The sequence below is a fragment of the Nostoc sp. CENA543 genome (assembly GCF_002896875.1).
Classification (GTDB): domain Bacteria; phylum Cyanobacteriota; class Cyanobacteriia; order Cyanobacteriales; family Nostocaceae; genus Trichormus.
Map to the genome: position 1 here is coordinate 6,908,001 of NZ_CP023278.1, position 17,855 is coordinate 6,925,855.

At 42.1% G+C, this 17,855-nt stretch carries 17 protein-coding genes; 8 read left to right on the top strand and 9 right to left on the bottom strand.

The features are described from left to right. Window positions 1–447 precede the first annotated feature (447 nt). Together CLI64_RS29045 and CLI64_RS29050 are read right to left on the bottom strand one after the other, a co-directional pair. Entirely contained in the window at window positions 448–705 is a 258-nt protein-coding gene (locus tag CLI64_RS29045; RefSeq protein ID WP_103140445.1) for a TIGR02450 family Trp-rich protein, read from the bottom strand. A gap of 295 nt (window positions 706–1,000) precedes the next feature. Then, window positions 1,001–1,390 (bottom strand): DUF3011 domain-containing protein, encoded by a 390-nt coding sequence (locus tag CLI64_RS29050; RefSeq protein ID WP_103140446.1) that lies wholly within the window; start codon window positions 1,388–1,390, stop codon window positions 1,001–1,003. 218 nt (window positions 1,391–1,608) lie between these two features. Here CLI64_RS29050 and CLI64_RS32060 point away from each other — a divergent pair, with 218 nt between their 5' ends. The 7 genes from CLI64_RS32060 (at window position 1,609) to CLI64_RS32065 (ending at window position 10,119) form a co-directional block, all read left to right on the top strand. Beyond that, entirely contained in the window at window positions 1,609–1,734 is a 126-nt protein-coding gene (locus tag CLI64_RS32060) for a hypothetical protein (RefSeq protein ID WP_264082478.1), read from the top strand. Window positions 1,735–1,925: 191 nt separating this feature from the next. Next, window positions 1,926–4,544, top strand: coding sequence for an ATP-dependent chaperone ClpB (gene clpB, locus CLI64_RS29055; RefSeq protein WP_103140447.1), 2,619 nt, complete (start codon window positions 1,926–1,928; stop codon window positions 4,542–4,544). 373 nt (window positions 4,545–4,917) lie between these two features. Further along, complete coding sequence (deoC, locus tag CLI64_RS29060; RefSeq protein WP_103140448.1) at window positions 4,918–5,598, top strand: deoxyribose-phosphate aldolase; 681 nt, start codon at window positions 4,918–4,920, stop codon at window positions 5,596–5,598. Window positions 5,599–5,842: 244 nt separating this feature from the next. Continuing rightward, complete coding sequence (gene recO / locus CLI64_RS29065; RefSeq protein ID WP_103140449.1) at window positions 5,843–6,802, top strand: DNA repair protein RecO; 960 nt, start codon at window positions 5,843–5,845, stop codon at window positions 6,800–6,802. Continuing rightward, complete coding sequence (locus tag CLI64_RS29070; protein WP_374703952.1) at window positions 6,786–8,432, top strand: MFS transporter; 1,647 nt, start codon at window positions 6,786–6,788, stop codon at window positions 8,430–8,432. The genes recO and CLI64_RS29070 overlap by 17 nt, the downstream gene beginning before the upstream one ends. Window positions 8,433–8,772: 340 nt before the next feature. Next, window positions 8,773–9,912 (top strand): glycosyltransferase family 4 protein, encoded by a 1,140-nt coding sequence (locus tag CLI64_RS29075; RefSeq protein WP_103140451.1) that lies wholly within the window; start codon window positions 8,773–8,775, stop codon window positions 9,910–9,912. A 72-nt stretch (window positions 9,913–9,984) separates the two neighbouring features. Then, window positions 9,985–10,119 carry a DnaJ C-terminal domain-containing protein gene (locus tag CLI64_RS32065; RefSeq protein ID WP_264082479.1) on the top strand — a complete coding sequence of 45 codons (135 nt, stop codon included), beginning with the start codon at window positions 9,985–9,987 and terminating at the stop codon, window positions 10,117–10,119. Here CLI64_RS32065 and CLI64_RS29080 read toward each other — a convergent pair. The 3 genes from CLI64_RS29080 to gpmI form a co-directional block, all read right to left on the bottom strand. Then, complete coding sequence (locus CLI64_RS29080; RefSeq protein WP_308418373.1) at window positions 10,109–10,813, bottom strand: peptidase; 705 nt, start codon at window positions 10,811–10,813, stop codon at window positions 10,109–10,111. The genes CLI64_RS32065 and CLI64_RS29080 overlap by 11 nt on opposite strands. Before the next feature lie 75 nt (window positions 10,814–10,888). Further along, window positions 10,889–11,119: a preprotein translocase subunit SecG gene (gene secG / locus CLI64_RS29085; RefSeq protein ID WP_103140453.1), complete on the bottom strand. Its 231-nt coding sequence runs from the start codon at window positions 11,117–11,119 to the stop codon at window positions 10,889–10,891. Between the two features lie 241 nt (window positions 11,120–11,360). Then, entirely contained in the window at window positions 11,361–12,959 is a 1,599-nt protein-coding gene (gene gpmI, locus CLI64_RS29090; RefSeq protein WP_103140926.1) for a 2,3-bisphosphoglycerate-independent phosphoglycerate mutase, read from the bottom strand. Between the two features lie 432 nt (window positions 12,960–13,391). Between gpmI and CLI64_RS29095 the strand changes: the two genes are divergently transcribed. After that, the gene (locus CLI64_RS29095) at window positions 13,392–13,946 is read left to right on the top strand and encodes a DUF3124 domain-containing protein (RefSeq protein ID WP_103140454.1); all 555 of its coding nucleotides are present in this window, start codon (window positions 13,392–13,394) and stop codon (window positions 13,944–13,946) included. Window positions 13,947–14,204: 258 nt separating this feature from the next. On the opposite strand, the gene CLI64_RS29100 is transcribed toward CLI64_RS29095, so the two are convergent. The 4 genes from CLI64_RS29100 to CLI64_RS29115 form a co-directional block, all read right to left on the bottom strand. Then, window positions 14,205–15,899 (bottom strand): ABC-F family ATP-binding cassette domain-containing protein, encoded by a 1,695-nt coding sequence (locus CLI64_RS29100; RefSeq protein WP_103140455.1) that lies wholly within the window; start codon window positions 15,897–15,899, stop codon window positions 14,205–14,207. A gap of 218 nt (window positions 15,900–16,117) precedes the next feature. Further along, complete coding sequence (locus CLI64_RS29105; RefSeq protein ID WP_103140456.1) at window positions 16,118–16,423, bottom strand: Rpn family recombination-promoting nuclease/putative transposase; 306 nt, start codon at window positions 16,421–16,423, stop codon at window positions 16,118–16,120. Window positions 16,424–16,426: 3 nt separating this feature from the next. Further along, window positions 16,427–17,311 carry an Rpn family recombination-promoting nuclease/putative transposase gene (locus tag CLI64_RS29110; protein WP_103140457.1) on the bottom strand — a complete coding sequence of 295 codons (885 nt, stop codon included), beginning with the start codon at window positions 17,309–17,311 and terminating at the stop codon, window positions 16,427–16,429. A gap of 24 nt (window positions 17,312–17,335) precedes the next feature. Beyond that, window positions 17,336–17,836 carry a hypothetical protein gene (locus tag CLI64_RS29115; RefSeq protein WP_308418374.1) on the bottom strand — a complete coding sequence of 167 codons (501 nt, stop codon included), beginning with the start codon at window positions 17,834–17,836 and terminating at the stop codon, window positions 17,336–17,338. Window positions 17,837–17,855 lie beyond the last annotated feature (19 nt).

Genomic DNA, 17,855 nt, shown 5'->3' on the forward strand with positions numbered 1-17,855 from the left:
AAATAAAGGGGGTGTAAATTTGAAAAACCGCTAAATAAGAAATTAAACAGTTAAATTAAAACAAATTAGAACTTAAATTTTTTAAAATGCTATTTTTTATGTTTAAAAACTAATATAAAAGTCTTTGTTTAACTTTATATATAAAAATAGTTACAAAAAACAAAAATCCGAAATTACGAATTATCAATATTTTCCATTGATTTAGTAGGCTTGAATCAGCACTGTGATATGGCTAGACTGGATTTGACTAATGACGATGGCGTTCCGCCCAGCGTAGCCGATCGCAAATTACATATTGATGTCATCAGTTGATAGACCAAAAGCCATGATCAGTAAAGAATTCTACCCTTGATGCCTATATGTAAACTGCGCTTGTCTGAAGTAGATTAGTTAAACAAAATGGGCTTGTAAAAAATTATTAATTTTCCCAATATTATCTAGATTTGACTAAGATGTCGCTTCGGTATCTAGTGCAGCGATTTCTTGGAGTGATTGCCATCCAGCTTGCCATTGCGTACCATCTTGCAATAACTTGGCGTTCATCCAAAACCGGACATGAGGGTCACAAGCGGCTACCATCTCAGCGTAAACCCACTTACCTTGATTTTTGCGGTTGACGACTTGAAAGTGTCTCCAACCATCTACTTTTTTTGTGGCTGTCCATTTAGAACCCAGCAGATAAGGAAATTTCTGTTTTTTAGTCATTTGTCAATAGTTAATTTTATTTCTTGATAAATATTTACATTACTGTATCGTACTAATAGCTGTGGGTTAAATGCAATTGTTTACAGTCATTGCACTTAACCCACAGCTACCGATTTCTACGTTGAAATCAGATTGATTGTGATATTCAAGAATTTTAGTCAAAATAGTTGCTTTACCTAAAACCCAGCGAAACCATAAATTAAAACACAAAAAATCAGCTAAATACTTTTGCTTGCTGTCCTTTGCTGATACTTAGTGCTGCTAGCGGGCGTATTTGGCCGCCATTCGTTGCATTCTAGTATCTGTTATATCTTATATCTCGGTCGTATCTTTCCTGTCTTTCGTATCTGTCACCTCTGTCGTATCTATCTCGGTTGTATCTGTCACCTCGGTTGTATCTGTCACCTCTGTTATATCTATCAGGAACTGCAAATTGAGCGCGACAACCGTTTCTCACCCAAACGCGATCGCGGATATAACCCCAATTGCCTCTACAACTAGCGTCAGATACTTGTCTGACAAATCTAACTTGCCCTCTGCCGACAAAACAGACATTCCGGCGATTATTGACACTTTCACAAGTAATGATTTCTCGTGCTGATGCGGGAGGCGCAAAACTTAAAAGTGTACTGATACTACTGGCAACAGCTAAGGTAGCAGCTATAACTGGAAAACGTTTAAGCATAATGAATTCATCTCCGTGAATATAACACCATGACAATTAAGTAAGTTTGGTGAAATCCAAACTATCTTGATCATAAAATTCGAGATGAATGACCAAATATGCCAAAAGTCACGATTATAACTGTGATAAAAGTCATATTTATGAATGAAGCCGCCTACCGTCAACTCAATTGGAGTTTATTTTGCGCTGTCTTGACAATTGACTAGTATGAACTGACCGTGACTTATGGCACATTTGTCAGTATTGTCACGAGTGAAAACAAGATGCGGGATTTTCCTGGCTTACGCATATCCCCAGGTAAGCAGACTCAACAGCATGAACTAAAAGGTAATACTACTACCTGATGAAGACGTGAAGACCGATCCAGCTATTGGTGCTGGAATTCATAGAATAACCATATATAGCAGGAAATTGGGAATAGGGAATTGGGAATGGGGAAGGGGTAATTAACTTCCGACTTCCGAAAACACCGACTTCCAAAAACACCGACCTAATTTTTATTTGCATCTGCGCGTCTACGTTCCTCAATCAGCCTATGCAACCGACTAATCCAAACCAATTTACAGAAAAAGCTTGGGAAGCGATCGCCCACACTCCTGAGATAGCTAAACAGCATCAACAACAGCAGATAGAAAGCGAACACCTGATGAAAGCCCTCCTCGAACAAGAGGGTTTAGCCAGTGGGATTTTGACGAAAGCAGGTGTGAACTTACAAAAAATTAGCGATCGCACTGAACAATTTATCCAACGTCAACCAAAAGTCTCAGGAAACAGCACTTCTGTATACTTGGGGCGGAGTTTAGATACGCTGTTAGACCGTGCTGAAGGACATCGGAAAGATTTCCAAGACGAATATATTTCTATTGAACACCTATTGCTGGCTTACCCAAAAGACGATCGCTTCGGCAAAGGTTTATTTCAAGAATTCCGTTTAGATGAAAACAAACTAAAAGATATTATTAAACAAGTTCGTGGGAGTCAAAAAGTGACCGACCAAAATCCAGAAGGCAAGTACCAATCACTGGAAAAATACGGGCGTGACCTCACAGAAGCAGCCCGTCAAGGTCAACTTGATCCGGTGATTGGGCGCGATGATGAAATTCGCCGCACTATTCAAATTTTGTCTCGCCGTACCAAAAATAACCCTGTGTTGATTGGTGAACCAGGTGTGGGTAAAACTGCGATCGCGGAAGGTCTAGCACAGCGCATTGTGGCGGGTGATGTTCCCCAATCTCTCAAAGACCGCAAGTTAATCTCTCTCGATATGGGGGCGATGATTGCGGGGGCAAAATTCCGAGGAGAATTTGAGGAACGTTTAAAAGCTGTCTTAAAGGAAGTCACCGAATCCGGCGGGAATATAGTTCTATTTATCGATGAAATTCATACCGTCGTCGGTGCAGGTGCAACTCAAGGCGCGATGGATGCGGGCAACTTACTTAAACCCATGTTGGCGCGGGGTGAGTTGCGTTGTATCGGGGCGACTACTTTAGATGAATATCGTAAATATATAGAGAAAGACGCAGCTTTAGAAAGACGTTTCCAACAAGTTTACGTAGATCAGCCCAGTGTAGAAGATACCATCTCTATTTTGCGGGGCTTGAAAGAACGCTATGAAGTCCACCACGGGGTGAAAATTTCCGATAGTTCCTTAGTTGCAGCCGCCACCTTGTCTAGTCGTTATATTAGCGATCGCTTCCTCCCAGATAAAGCCATTGACTTGGTAGACGAAGCCGCCGCTAGGCTCAAAATGGAAATTACTTCTAAGCCAGAAGAACTAGACGAAATCGACCGCAAAATTTTGCAGTTGGAAATGGAGAAACTGTCTTTGCAAAAAGAAAGTGATGCAGCTTCTCGTGAACGGCTAGAAAGATTAGAAAAAGAACTGGCGGATCTTAAAGAAGAACAAAGAACCCTCAATGCTCAATGGCAGTCAGAAAAAGATATCATTACCAAAATTCAGTCTGTCAAAGAAGAGATTGACAAAGTTAACTTAGAAATTCAGCAAGCCGAGAGAAACTACGACCTCAACCGCGCCGCCGAATTAAAATATGGCAAGTTAACTGATTTACATCGCCGACTCGAAGCCGCCGAAAGTGAACTTGCTAACGCCCAAAGAACCGGCAAATCGCTATTGCGGGAGGAAGTCACCGAAGCGGATATTGCCGAAATTATTTCTAAGTGGACAGGGATTCCCATCAGTAAATTAGTGGAATCGGAGAAAGAAAAACTCCTGCATTTAGAAGACGAATTGCATCACCGAGTCATTGGACAACGAGAAGCGGTGACAGCTGTGGCTGATGCGATTCAGCGATCGCGTGCTGGTTTGGCTGATCCGAATCGTCCCATTGCTAGCTTTGTCTTCCTCGGCCCCACAGGCGTAGGTAAAACCGAATTAGCCAAAGCGTTGGCGGCGTATATGTTCGACACCGAAGAAGCATTGGTGCGGATTGATATGTCGGAATATATGGAGAAACACGCGGTTTCGCGGTTAATTGGTGCGCCTCCTGGTTATGTAGGCTACGAAGAAGGCGGACAACTCACCGAAGCGATTCGTCGCCGTCCTTACGCGGTGATTCTGTTTGACGAAATCGAGAAAGCGCACCCCGATGTGTTTAATATTTTCCTGCAAATTCTCGATGATGGTCGTGTGACTGATGCCCAAGGTCATACCGTGGACTTCAAAAACACCATTATTATTATGACTAGCAACATCGGTTCACAGTATATTCTCGATGTGGCTGGGGATGATTCCCGCTATGATGAAATGCGTCATCGGGTCATGGAAGCCATGCGGAGTAGTTTCCGTCCTGAGTTCCTGAATCGGATTGATGAAATTATTATCTTCCACGGTTTGGATAAGCGAGAACTACGGCAAATTGTCCAATTACAAGTGGAAAGATTACGGGAAAGATTGGGCGATCGCAAGATGTCCCTACGCCTCTCAGAAGCTGCTCTTGACTTTTTAGCCGAAGTAGGATATGACCCTGTATTCGGGGCGCGTCCACTAAAGCGGGCGATTCAGCGCGAGTTAGAAACGCAAATTGCTAAGGCGATTTTGCGCGGTGAATTTAACGATGGGGATACAATTTTTGTCGATGTCCAGAATGAAAGATTGTCCTTTAGTCGTTTACCTGTTGAGGTGTTTAGTAGTTAGTTAACCAAAAATTAACTCATCTATATTGCCAGCAAAGACACATTTTTATTCATATGTGTCTTTGCATTTTTTGCTATTTTCAATCATTGAATTAATTTATGGTTGGAATGCAGTAAGCCGCATAATGATTTTTTATCTGGGAATAAATTTAATATCTAACTAATACCAAATTAGGATAATTAGTATGGATTTTTACTCAGCATTCATCACAGACTAAATGCCGTGCTACCGCTAACAAAACTCACCACCGGCTAACACCGCACTCTGCTAACAGCACTTTCAAGTTAGACTCGGAATATATATGGTTTAATTAGTAATAAGATTCTTATTTTTTTATAAACACATATAGTTCATTTATTTTGGTAAAAACACGATGGCAGCAGACTATCCAGATATTGATATTGCGCCATTTATCGATCATGCCCTGTTAACGCCAACAGCTACACCAGAGCAGGTTGAGCAATGGTGTCAACAAGCTGATAGATTTAATTTTGCGTCGGTGTGTGTATATCCCGTTCATGTCAAACAAGCCACAGAACTTCTACATGGGAAAAAAACCAAAGTTTGTACAGTCATTGGTTTTCCCACAGGGGCGACAACGGGGGCAGTGAAGTTGTATGAAGCGCAAGAAGCAACAGAAAACGGGGCTACAGAGTTAGATGTAGTCATGAATTTAGGTTGGTTAAAAATTGGTAAAACTGATGCTATTCACCGAGAAATTGCGGAAATTTGCGAGGAGACAGGGCAAACAGTCAAGGTGATTTTGGAAACTAACCTATTGACAGATGCAGAAAAAAAACTAGCAGCTGAAATTGCAATGGATGCAGGTGCAGCCTTCCTAAAAACTAGTACAGGCTGGAATGGTGGGGCGACAGTCTCTGATGTACGGCTGTTGAAGGAAGTTGCACGCGACAGAGTCGGAATTAAAGCTTCTGGGGGAATTCGTACCCTAGAGCAAGCCTTAGACTTAATATTAGCGGGTGCAACTAGATTAGGTACATCTCGCGGTATTGATTTGATCCGAGGGCGCGATAACTTGGAAAAAGATGGATAGTCTGAGTCATTTGTCATTTATTCTTTGTCTTCACATAATGACTAGTGACTAAGAACTAATAAGGGACTTCCCACTTAAAAAATATACTATCACTGTGTAGGCAGAGGGGCAGGGGGTGAGACAGCGCGGTCTTGGGGGTTTCCCCCATGAGCGACTGCGAACCCGAAGGGCAGGGAGCAGGGGGAAAAATAACAATGTCTTCTCTCGGAAATTGGATAATTTATTTTCTGGAAGTCCCTAACTAATGAGTAGAACCTATAAAGCCACGGGTATTAATCTTAAAACCCAGGTGCTGGGAGAATCAGATAAAATAGTAACCATTTTGACAAGGGAATTCGGGTTGATTCGAGCAGTAGCCCCAGGTGCGCGCAAACACAATTCTAGTCTTGGGGGTAGAAGCGGGATGTTTGTAGTCAATGACCTACTGATTGCTAAGGGGCGATCGCTCGATAAAATTACTCAAGCCCAAACAGTGAAAACCTATCCTGGTTTAGCCCAAGATTTGGGAAAATTAGCAGCGAGTCAGTATTTAGCAGAAATAGTTCTTTGTCAGGCGTTGACTGAACATCCCCAAGAAGAACTATATGAATTACTCAATGAACATCTCCAGCGTTTAGAAACTGTACCCAAAAATCAGCAGTCGAGTATTTTAGCCTGTCTCGCCCATGCGGTTTTCCATTTCTTAGCATTAGCAGGACTCACCCCCCAAGTCCAAACCTGTTGTTTAACTCAACGTCATCTCACCCCAGACTGGACAAATCCCCATTGGCAAGTAGGCTTTAGCATCTCATCAGGTGGCATTGTTTGTTTAGAAGCTTGGGAAAATTTGCGAAAAGCCGCCATTAGGGAAGCAGGGGGGCAGGGGAGTAGGGAAGCAGGGGGGCAGGGGGGCAGGGAGCAGGGGAGAAAAATCATTACCCAGTCCCCAGTCCCCAACCCCCAGTCCCCAGTCCCCGAATACCAAACCGTTGTCCATCGCCAAGAAATCCCCGTGATTTCTGTCAGATTAAATTCTTATGAACTGGCGATGCTCCAACAGCTCTCACAACCAGAGATAATGCAAAGTAGCACCATTAAAGATGAAAGCTGGTTATCTGTAGAGCAGATTTTACGCCAGTATGCTCAGTATCATTTAGGTCGCCCTATTCGCTCCGCCTCTTTAATCGATTCTTATTTTGCTGCCAACCATGATGCAACCGTCTGATTTTGATACGAAAATTCTGCCGTTGTCACCCCCACACGCCAGAAAACAGAATAGGGCATCAGCTCCTACTACTGCACCCAGTTATTTAAGTGCTGTTCCTCATTCTCTGCCCATTCACACCCACAGCCAAGAAATGTCCGGTGAAGACATTTCCCATCAAAATAAATCTTGGACATCAGAAAAAACTCAACCAGATGTACCAGAACCTTTAAAGCTAATGCAGCCAGATGAAAATCCTGCTGGTGAACAAACTAATGGACATAGTAATCATCAACAGTCCACTACTCCAAAAACAGAATCCCCATCAGCAGGTGATTCTGGTGTTGGAGGAGTCACAACGTCCGATAAGCAGCCACAGCAGGGTTTTGGAGCTGTCCTGAAAAATCCCAACTTTCTCGCGCTTTGGGGTGGTCAGGTATTTTGTCAGCTAGCAGATAAAGTCTACTTAGTATTGATGATTGCTTTGATTAACAGTGAATTCCAAGGCAGTAATCAAAGTATCAGTGGTTGGGTATCGGCTTTAATGATGGCGTTCACGATTCCGGCTGTGCTGTTTGGTTCGGTGGCGGGTGTGTTTGTTGATCGCTGGTCAAAAAAGGCTGTGTTAGTTGCTACTAATGCTTGGCGGGGCATTTTAGTTTTAGTGATTCCCCTGCTGCTGTGGTTGACTCATGATTGGCAACCCATCGGGATGCTACCTGTGGGTTTTGCGATTATTTTGGCGGTAACTTTTTTAGTGTCTACCTTGACGCAGTTTTTTGCCCCAGCAGAACAGGCGGCGATTCCTTTAGTAGTTAAAGAACAGGATTTACTCTCAGCGAATTCTTTATATACAACCACAATGATGGCATCGGTAATTGTGGGGTTTGCAGTGGGAGAACCGTTACTTGCCTTGGCGGATACGATTTGGGCGCAACTGGGTGGTCATAACGGCTTTGGGAAAGAACTATTGGTGGGTGGTAGCTATGCGATCGCCAGTATTATTTTGCTATTACTAGCCACTAACGAAAAAACTCACGCCCCAGAAACGGAATTTCCTCATGTGTTTTCCGACTTGCAGGACGGGTTACGCTATCTCAAAGAGAACTATCATGTTCGTAATGCCTTACTGCAACTGACAATTTTATTTTCTGTGTTTGCCGCATTGACAGTTTTAGCTGTGCGGATGGCAGAAATTATTCCTCACTTAAAAGCTTCTCAGTTCGGCTTTTTATTGGCGGCTGGTGGTGTGGGAATTGCCATTGGTGCGACCTTGATTGGTCAATTCGGGCAACGTTTTTCCTATAATCAACTGAGCTTATTTGGCTGTGTAGGTATGGCAGCATCTTTAATTGGTTTGTCTGTATTTACCACACAATTGGGTTTAGTCTTACTTTTAGTCACAACCCTGGGTGTGTTTGGGGCTTTGGTGGGTATTCCCATGCAGACAACTATTCAAACAGAAACCCTACCAGCTATGCGGGGTAAGGTCTTCGGCTTACAGAATAACGTTGTGAATATTGCCTTATCTCTACCTTTAGCATTAGCAGGGGTGGCGGAAACCTTTGTGGGGTTAAAAGCTGTATTTATGGGATTAGCCGCGATCGTCATTTCTGGGGGGATTTTAACTTGGTATAACTCCCGTGATTAATATCAGCTATTTCATCCAAATTTTTTATCAATGCCAGGCGATCGCTCCTGCATTCAAAGCCAAACCTTTCATGCTAAACTGATCTCATAAAAATTTGACTTAACTTTGCTGGCAATCAGTTTGATACTTATCAGGAATCCCTGTGATCAACGTACTTCTACTTACAAGTGAAAAACACAGTAAATCAGCCCATAGACTATCTGCTGTATAACAGAATCAAGCCGATTTTTATGGTCAGTTTAGAGTGAAAACACAAGCAATAGGCAACCAGCAAGCCGACAGATAAAACAAACAATTCAAAATAAATAATCAACCCTGCTCTTCTGATAGCTGATCAAGAATGCGTATAGCCTGGATTGGAAAAAAGTCACCCTTTTGTGGCAACGTTACTTACAGTAGAGAAATTACTAACTCTTTGTTAGATCGCGGGCATCAAGTTAGCTTTCTACACTTTGCTCAAGAAGAATCTGAAAGTGACAATTGGCCAAACTTTCAAGAAGTTTCTTTGCCTTTCATTTATAAATCGCAGGTTTACACCATACCAACTTTAAAAGCCACAAAGGTTTTAACAGAGTCACTTAGGGAAATCAAACCAGATATTGTCCACGCTTCTTTGACTTTATCTCCCCTAGATTTTTTTCTACCAGAAATTTGTGATCAATTAAATTTGCCCCTAGTGGCTACATTTCATACACCATTTGCAGGGAAAGGGGCGAAGCTAATTTCAGGAACACAGCTTTTAGCCTATCAACTCTACGCACCTTTTTTAGATAACTATGATCGCGTCATTGTCTTTTCTCAAATTCAGCGAGAATTGTTAGCAAATATGGGTGTACGCGACAAAAAAATCGCAGTCATTCCCAATGGTGTAGATATAGACAAATACTCTCCTGGTTATTCTGAAGTTAAAGCAGAATTTAAAGCAGAACGTTTGTTTGTTTATCAAGGCAGAATCGCTCCCGAAAAAAATGTAGAGTCTCTATTGAGAGCTTGGAAGCAAGGCAACATGGGAGCAGGTAGCAAGTTATTAGTTGTAGGTGATGGCCCTTTAAGAGCTTCCTTAGAACCATTTTATGGTGCTGAATACGGTATTATCTGGCTAGGATTTGTCGCTGATGAAGAGCGGCGCATTAAGATTTTACGCGGTGCAGATGTCTTTATTTTGCCTTCATTAGTGGAGGGATTGTCTTTATCTTTATTAGAGGCGATGGCTTGTGGACTAGCTTGTATAGCCACAGATGTCGGTGCAGATGGCGAAGTCTTAGAAAAAGGTGCAGGAGTTGTTGTTAACCCGAAAACGGCGCGATCGCAATTACGTACTCTGTTACCTTTATTTCAAGACCATCCTGAATTAACAACTTTGCTAGGACAAAAAGCCAGAAACCGTGTACTAGACCTTTACACGCTCAGTAAAAACATTACTAAATTAGAAGAACTTTATCAAGAAGTTTTAGCATCACAGCCTGTAGGTCTGATTTAGAATTTATACTCGGTTTAAAAGTTTCTAAAGAACCTGCTTTTCTACTTTAAAAAGATTGATAAAAAGCAAGTAGTGAGAAAAATAAAAATTGCGATTCCGCTTCATAGTGTAGCAGGCGATCGCCTCACCATTGCGGGGGAGGGTAACGCAGGTCGTCGCGGTGGTGAATCTGGTGATTTATATATTGATTTAGATATCAATAGCTAAAACCTAAACTAGTAGGTTGTTCGTAAATCCGTTTTAGCGTGTTGACATCTCTATGAGAAATAAACGGTGAATTGCGGACTTGGGAAAAGTAAAGCGCGTCCGTTTCTAGGGGACTATGACCCCAAATTCCCAAAGCGTGACCGAGTTCGTGACGAGAAGCGGCTAAGAGATAACGACCAGTTTGGCTAGGACTCAATAAAATACTGACACGGTGCAGTAAAACATGATCAAGAGTATATAACTCGTAGCGAGTTAAAGCAGAACGCGCACGCGGACTTCTATCTTCACGAGAAAACTCTAATGGCGGGGTTTTGCGCTCAATGGTAATATCAGCTAAGTCTGAAGACTCTACTACTAGTAAAGGTAAAAAATCATTCCACTCTTGGACAGTATCTAAAACACTATTAAACCAAACTTGCGCCTGTTGCTCATTAATTCCCGTTGGTCGTTGAATAAACACTTTCACAGGAAATTTCGACCACACCAGATAACCGACTTCAGTTGTAGCTATTTGCGAGAAATAGTCACCACTATTAGTGTTATCTTGCCATTGAGCCAGTGTAGGCGGTAGCGGGTGGGTTTTGGCTGGAGGTAATTTTAGGGAAACAGCAAAACCTGAGAAATTAGTTAAAACAATTAGCAGCCCCGTGGCGATCGCCAATACCAAGGCTGCTAATAACTGCTTGTTAATCAACTTGTTCAGGGTATTAGGTTTTGGGTATGAAGTATTATTCCCCATCTACCTAGCTCTTGGTAACTAGATTTTGACTTATTTTAGCCAACCAGCACTTAAAACTACTGTTAAACCCAGAAAAATCACTGTCAACGCCCAAGTAATGCGGTTTAAGGTATTTTCTGCGCTTTTGGTGCTGGTAAATAACTGTGCTTGTCCACCAATAGAAGCGATACCATCACCTTTGGGGCTATGGAGTAATACTAAAACGATAACACCCAGGGCTGAAATCGCCCAAATAGCTTGCAAAATATTTGTTACTGTCATGGTAGCAATCTCTTTTGATCAAAAGTTTTAAAATATGGTCGGGGTTGGGGACTGGGGACTGGGGACTGGGGATTGGGGACAAGGTGGACAAGGTCGAAAGTGGGGAATTGAGTTCCTCACCCAGCACTCACAACTCTCCACTTAGCACTCCCAACTCCCCACTCAGCACGGGCTAAACGCCCCGCTTCCGCTAACAGCACGGGCTAAACGCCGCGCTACCGCTAACAGCACTCAGCACTCTCTACAACCCTACTGGTATAGGTGTGCGAGGGCGTTGTACGTCGTATTCTGCTGGTTTGAGCAGCGATCGCCCAGTCATTTCTGGTGGTTGGGGTAGTTGTAAAATGTCTAAAATCGTGGGTGCGATGTCGGCTAGTCTGCCATCACTCCGCAATTCGACATTTGTACCGTAGCCAGGGATTTTGGCTTTTTCACCTTCCACTAAAATTAGAGGAACTGGGTTAGTGGTGTGAGCCGTCCAAGAATTACCTGCTTCATCTAGCATATACTCGGCGTTGCCATGATCGGCGGTAATAATAGCTGTACCACCGGCTTTGCTCACACCTTCTAACAGACGACCTAAACAATTATCTACTGTTTCAATGGCTGTGACAGTAGCATCCATTTGACCAGTATGACCCACCATATCTGGGTTTGCATAGTTGATCACCACCAAGGAGTAGATGCCTTTGGCAATGGCGGCGATCGCTACATCAGTTACGGCGGCGGCTGACATGGCCGGGGCTTTGTCATAGGTCGCTACCATTGGACTGCTGACTAATTCCCGGTCTTCTCCCGCAAATGGTTCTTCTAAACCCCCGTTAAAGAAATAGGTAACGTGGGCGTATTTTTCGGTTTCCGCAGTCCGAAACTGCTTTAAGCCGTGATTAGCGATAACTTCACCCAGAATATTACTCAAATTCTGTGGTTCAAAGGCTACAGTTACGGGCAAATCGCCATCGTACTGGGTAAATGTCACAAAAGACAGAGGCTTGACTTGCTCTCTGGCAAAACCTGTAAATTCTTCGCTGACAAACGCTTGAGTTAATTGTCTAGCACGGTCAGGGCGGAAGTTGAAGAAGATCACCCCGTCTCCTGGCTCGACTGCACCAGGAGCAATGCGTACTGGAACAATGAATTCATCAGTTACGCCTTCGGCATAGGATGCTTGTAAGACATCCACTGCTTTGCGACCGTCACCGTTGCCGGTTTGGGTCATGACGTTATAGGCTTGTTGGACTCGATCCCAACGGCGATCGCGATCCATTGCATAGTAACGACCACTAACGGTTACTATGCGTCCAATGCCTACACGGTTAATGTAGTCTTCTATGGCACTGATGGCTTTAATTCCATCTGTGGGTGCAGTGTCACGGCCATCAGTGATGGCGTGGATACAAACTTCTGAAATTCGCTGATCTTTGGCTAAGTCAAGTAGTCCGAACAGATGGGTGATATGTGAGTGTACTCCACCCTCAGAACACAGCCCAACTACATGCAGCTTGCCATTCCGAGAGCGAACTTCCTGGCAAATTTTGACAAGAGCTGAGTTGCTGAGGATAGAACCATCCTCCACAGCATCAGAAATGCGTACCAATTCCTGGGGTACGACTCGACCTGCGCCGATGTTCAAATGACCAACTTCCGAGTTACCCATTTGACCCTCTGGCAATCCTACGGCTTTCCCTGATGTGTGGATGAGAGTATGCGGGTAGGCTGCCCATAAACTTCCCATTACTGGCGTTTTGGCAGCGATAATAGCGTTTCCTCGCTTCTCCTCGCAGTAGCCCCATCCGTCTAAAATGACTAGCACCACAGGAGCAACAGGTGCTTTGGTCATAGTAAAATTGCCCTTTACTTTTTGTAATAACCGAATGATACCACTGCTACCCACCACTGCAAGTGAATTTCTGCCTATTAACTTCTTTCATGACATAATTCCATGTTTTTTATCTTTTCTTAAATTTTATTGATTGTTGCGAACATTTTGTGATACAAAAGCCAGCAATTAACAGCACAGGACGCTACAGCATGAAGAGAATTAAATCTGACAAGGGTTTTGAGATTTGCTTGTGTTAACTTGATGGGAAGAAACGCAATCTAAATATACGCATTTTTGAAGAGTGCAGTTAGTATAACGTTTATCAAGAATTACGTCTAATAGTGATAAAGCTAGTTTCGACTTTTATTGATTTGGAAAAACCCTGAGTCTTGAAATTAAGCAAGTGATTTTTTTATTGAAAGCTATATATAAATAAATTAAATAAATTGCATGAAATTATCCCCACATTTTTATTTAACTATGGCGTTTATCTTGCTGATTGCATCTTGTACGCCATCGGAAAGTTCGTCACAATTACAATCTCAGACTCATCAGGTTAAATCATCTCAAAAAGTAGTGAATCTGGATAAGAATTTTCAGATAGCAATGGGTCAAACTCTCTATGTACCTATCTATTCTCATATCTATCATGATGACCGCCAGCAGGTTTTAAATTTAGCAGCTACCCTCAGTATTCGTAATACAGATTTGATGAATCCTCTGATAATTACTTCCGTGCGTTACTATGACTCAAATGGTAAATTAGTTAAGCAATATTTAGAGCAACCTATTCAAATTGATGCTTTAGCTTCTAGTGATTTTTATGTGTCGAGAAGTGATACTACTGGCGGTTTAGGGGCAAATTTTATTGTAGAGTGGGTAGCTCAAACAGAAATTTCTGAGCCGATAGTAGAAGCGGTGATGATTGCTACTGAATTTCAACAGGGTATTTCTTTTGTTAGTTCTGGTAGGGTTATTAAAAGCTATAAACAATCTAAAAGATAAGATTGGAAATAGGTGGTAGGGATTTACCTAGCTTCGCAGAAATAAAATATGATTCCTATAAGGAGAATAGGGTAAAAATTCAAGGTTCGTAGTGAGAACTAAAGCTCTCAAACAAGGACTAAAGTCCTCACTACGAACTGAATCATAGTAGGGCTATTGAAATAATGACTTATTAGCACAGGAGCATTCTTGTGTCTCAAGAAATAGCAAATTTACTATTTTGCGGTGAAATCAAGCTACTGTCTACTGCAATAGAGGTTACTTTTTCTTAGCAGCAGATTTTGCGGATTTAGCGGCTTTCTTAGCAGCTTTTTCCGCCGCGATCGCTTCTAATCTGGCTGCTTCTTTTTCTTCGGCAATTTTTTCGAGATAATAGTGGTAATCACCTAAATAAACACGGAATTCACCATCACGAATTTCCACAATTTTATTCGCCACTTGGGAAATAAAATAGCGGTCGTGGGAAACTATAATTGCTGTGCCATCGTAGTTTTGCAGTGATTCTTCTAACATTTCCTTGGCGGGAATGTCGAGGTGATTTGTCGGCTCATCCAAAATAATTAAGTTTGCCGGACGCAGTAGCATTTTCGCTAATGCTAAACGGGCTTTTTCGCCTCCACTTAATGCACCCACTGGTTTAAATACTGTGTCACCACTAAATAAAAACTTCCCTAAAAGTGTGCGGACATCTTCATTTTTCCAGTCGGGGACTTCATCGTGAATGGTTTCCATGACTGTTTTATTTAAATCCAAAGCTTCCGCTTGATTCTGCTCAAAATAGCCAGGAATAACGTTATGTTCGCCTAATTCTACATTGCCTTCTGTGGGTGGTTCTAAACCCATAATCATTCGCAATAAGGTAGATTTTCCTGCACCATTGTGACCCAGGAAGGCGATGCGATCGCCTCTTTCAATCAACAGATTTGCACCCAAAAATAAAATCTTGTCGCCGTAGATATGGGTTAAGTCCTTAATTTTGACTACTTCTCTACCGCTACGGGGTGCAGGGGGAAAGCGGAAATGCAAGGTTCTGACGCTAGCTGTGGGTGCTTCGATGCGTTCGATTTTGTCCAGTTGCTTTTCGCGGCTTTTGGCTTGGGTGCTGCGGGTAGCACTAGCACGGAATCTATCCACAAACGCCTGTTGTTTCTCGATTTCTTTTTGCTGGCGTTCGTAAGCACTCAGTTGTGCTGATTGATTTTCGGCTTTTTGTGTGAGATAAGCCGAATAATTTCCTAAATAAGTTGTGGAAACACCACGTTCAGTTTCGACAATTTGGGTGCAGAGACGGTCAAGAAATTCCCGGTCATGGGAAACTATCACCATTGGGGTAGTTAGACCTTTGAGGTAATTTTCTAACCACTCAATGGTTTCTAAATCCAGGTGGTTCGTAGGTTCGTCCAGTAGTAAGACATCGGGTTTTTGCAGGAGGATTTTACCCAAACTCATCCGCATTTGCCAACCGCCAGAAAAAGCACTTACGAGGCGATCGCTATCTTCTGGCTCAAATCCCATTTCTGGGAGAATTTTCCCGATGCGTGCTTCTAAACCATAGCCGTCTAAAGCTTCAAACTGACGCTGTAGGCGATCTAATTTATTAATCAGCACGTCCAATTCTTCAGGAGTCGCCGTTTGCATCTCATGCTGTACCTGCGCCAAAGCCAGTTGTACTGCGTTAGCTTCTTTAAATACAGTCCAAAATTCTTCTCTAACCGTGCGGCCTGGATCTACTTCAAACTCTTGGTTCAGATAAGCTATGTGCAGACTAGCAGGACGGATAATGTCTCCCGCCGTCGGTTCGATTTCCCCCATGATGATTTTCAATTGGGTGGATTTTCCTGCACCGTTCACACCGACTAAACCAATGCGATCGCCTGGCTTGACTTCCCAATTGATATCTTTGAGAACTTCGCCAGTAGGATAAATTTTACTAATATGTTCTAGTCGCAGCATCGAGTTTTTCTTGGTTAGGAGTTAAGGAATTATGGATATTTGTGAACGAAGCACCAGCACTGTGTCCAATATTAACAAAAATTAACCAAAAATTCCTCTCAAAAACTCTTTTCAGACAAACAATAATCTTGTTTGAGCAATTGAAACAGTCACTTGCTAAATTTTCGCTCTAAAACTGCTACGAAATAAACACCTTCCTCTCTCTTTTCTGTTACCTATTACACGTCACCTGTTGCCTGTACAGCCTGCTGTACTTCCTCAACACTTAATTCTAGAGCTTGTGCTATTTGTTCTATTGTCAAGCCTGCTGCTAACATTGGCGGTACAACTTTTAATTTACCTATACGCACACCCTCTTCTCTGCCTTCTTCTCTACCTTCTTCTCTACCCTCTTCTCTACCTTCTTGGAAAACATCCTGAAAATATCGGGTATTCCTTAACTCACTGAGGCTAAACATTTCCTCTAGCTCCTCCTTAGTGATTGTTGCTACGAAATAAACACCTTCCTCTCTCTTTTCTGTCACCTATTACCCATCACCTGTTGCCTGTACAGCCTGCTGTACTTCCTCAACACTTAATTCTAGAGCTTGTGCTATTTGTTCTATTGTCAAGCCTGCTGCTAACATTGGCGGTACAGCTTTTAATTTGCCTATACGCACACCCTCTTCTCTACCTTCTTCTCTACCTTCTTCTCTACCCTCTTCTCTACCCTCTTCTCTACCTTCTTCTCTACCCTCTTCTCTACCTTCCTCTTTACCTTCTTGGAAAACATCCTGAAAATATCGGGTATTCCTTAACTCACTGAGGCTAAACATTTCCTCTAGCTCCTCTTTAGTGATTGTGGGCAACTTATACAACAAGATAGTCTCTATTAATTGTAATAATTGCTGTTGTTTTCTTGGTGAGTCTATTTCTAATTTTGTTCTTTCTACTAAATTTCTTGCTGTGGTGATGGCTGTGTCTTCAGATGCCACAATTAATTTAACCGTTGCAATACCAATGGGTAAAGGTGAACCTGTGCTTAACTCATCCAGGTAAATCCGCCTGATTCTTTGACTAACAAAGAATTCTCTGTAATGTTTAATATCTCCTATGTCTATACTTCTGCTTGGGTATAAAACCACAGCACCCCAATCATTTACAGGTTGATTTTGACGTAGATACAAGCATATTTCCGCCATCAGACGTGAATAAATCCCATCATCAGCTTGAAACTGCACTTCTACAAAGTAAATTGGTTGCTCATTTTCTCCATTGGGAACAAATACACCATCGATTCTAAAGGCTGTTTGCTTAATTTCGATAGACGAAAATTGGTAGATGCTAGCAACATCGGGCGAATTTCCAATCAATTCAAAGAATATATCGGGAAATTCTTGAAAGAGACGATAAAAAATACTGTCTGTTTTCACAATTATTGATATGTGAACTTTTACTTATGTATTGTTTTGTGTAGATAAACCATCTCGCACCTCTAACAATCGCTCTTTGGTAACTCCGAGGACGCGTGTGAGTGGTAGCAATAACTTATCATCAAATGCTTCACCTGCATAGATGCTGTTTAATTCTGCGGGGGAAATTTTGAAGGTATCACAGAACTTTGTAAACTCTGAATCATTCAAATCTAGTTCTGCTTGTCGTTCTTTTAATAAAAGTGCGATCGCCTTAGTTCCATGCTTAGGACGTTCACTCACTTGTATATATTTTTTGATTAAACTACTAACTAAATTAATATCTTTACCGGTCACTTTTAATAAATCGGCGCAAGCTCTTTTTAAAGCTTTCTTTAAAACTTCATCTTCATTCAGAAATTGTATAACTTCATTCGCATATTCTTGCTTAAAAAAACCGACTAAATTACCTTTATGATAGATAGGAACATAATTATCTTGAGTATTTGCTTGCCAGTCTAAAGGTTCATTGCGTAGAGACATCATTGCACCTGGTTAAATTTGA

What these genes read in the sequence shown, in the direction of transcription:
- gpmI (WP_103140926.1), bottom strand. Translation starts at nt 12,959, where the DNA reads ATGACCAAAGCACCTGTTGCTCCTGTGGTGCTAGTCATTTTAGACGGA.
- CLI64_RS29070 (WP_374703952.1), top strand. Translation starts at nt 6,786, where the DNA reads ATGATGCAACCGTCTGATTTTGATACGAAAATTCTGCCGTTGTCACCC.
- CLI64_RS29045 (WP_103140445.1), bottom strand. Translation starts at nt 705, where the DNA reads ATGACTAAAAAACAGAAATTTCCTTATCTGCTGGGTTCTAAATGGACA.
- CLI64_RS29095 (WP_103140454.1), top strand. Translation starts at nt 13,392, where the DNA reads ATGAAATTATCCCCACATTTTTATTTAACTATGGCGTTTATCTTGCTG.
- deoC (WP_103140448.1), top strand. Translation starts at nt 4,918, where the DNA reads ATGGCAGCAGACTATCCAGATATTGATATTGCGCCATTTATCGATCAT.
- CLI64_RS29115 (WP_308418374.1), bottom strand. Translation starts at nt 17,836, where the DNA reads ATGATGTCTCTACGCAATGAACCTTTAGACTGGCAAGCAAATACTCAA.
- secG (WP_103140453.1), bottom strand. Translation starts at nt 11,119, where the DNA reads ATGACAGTAACAAATATTTTGCAAGCTATTTGGGCGATTTCAGCCCTG.
- clpB (WP_103140447.1), top strand. Translation starts at nt 1,926, where the DNA reads ATGCAACCGACTAATCCAAACCAATTTACAGAAAAAGCTTGGGAAGCG.
- recO (WP_103140449.1), top strand. Translation starts at nt 5,843, where the DNA reads ATGAGTAGAACCTATAAAGCCACGGGTATTAATCTTAAAACCCAGGTG.
- CLI64_RS29075 (WP_103140451.1), top strand. Translation starts at nt 8,773, where the DNA reads ATGCGTATAGCCTGGATTGGAAAAAAGTCACCCTTTTGTGGCAACGTT.
- CLI64_RS29050 (WP_103140446.1), bottom strand. Translation starts at nt 1,390, where the DNA reads ATGCTTAAACGTTTTCCAGTTATAGCTGCTACCTTAGCTGTTGCCAGT.
- CLI64_RS29100 (WP_103140455.1), bottom strand. Translation starts at nt 15,899, where the DNA reads ATGCTGCGACTAGAACATATTAGTAAAATTTATCCTACTGGCGAAGTT.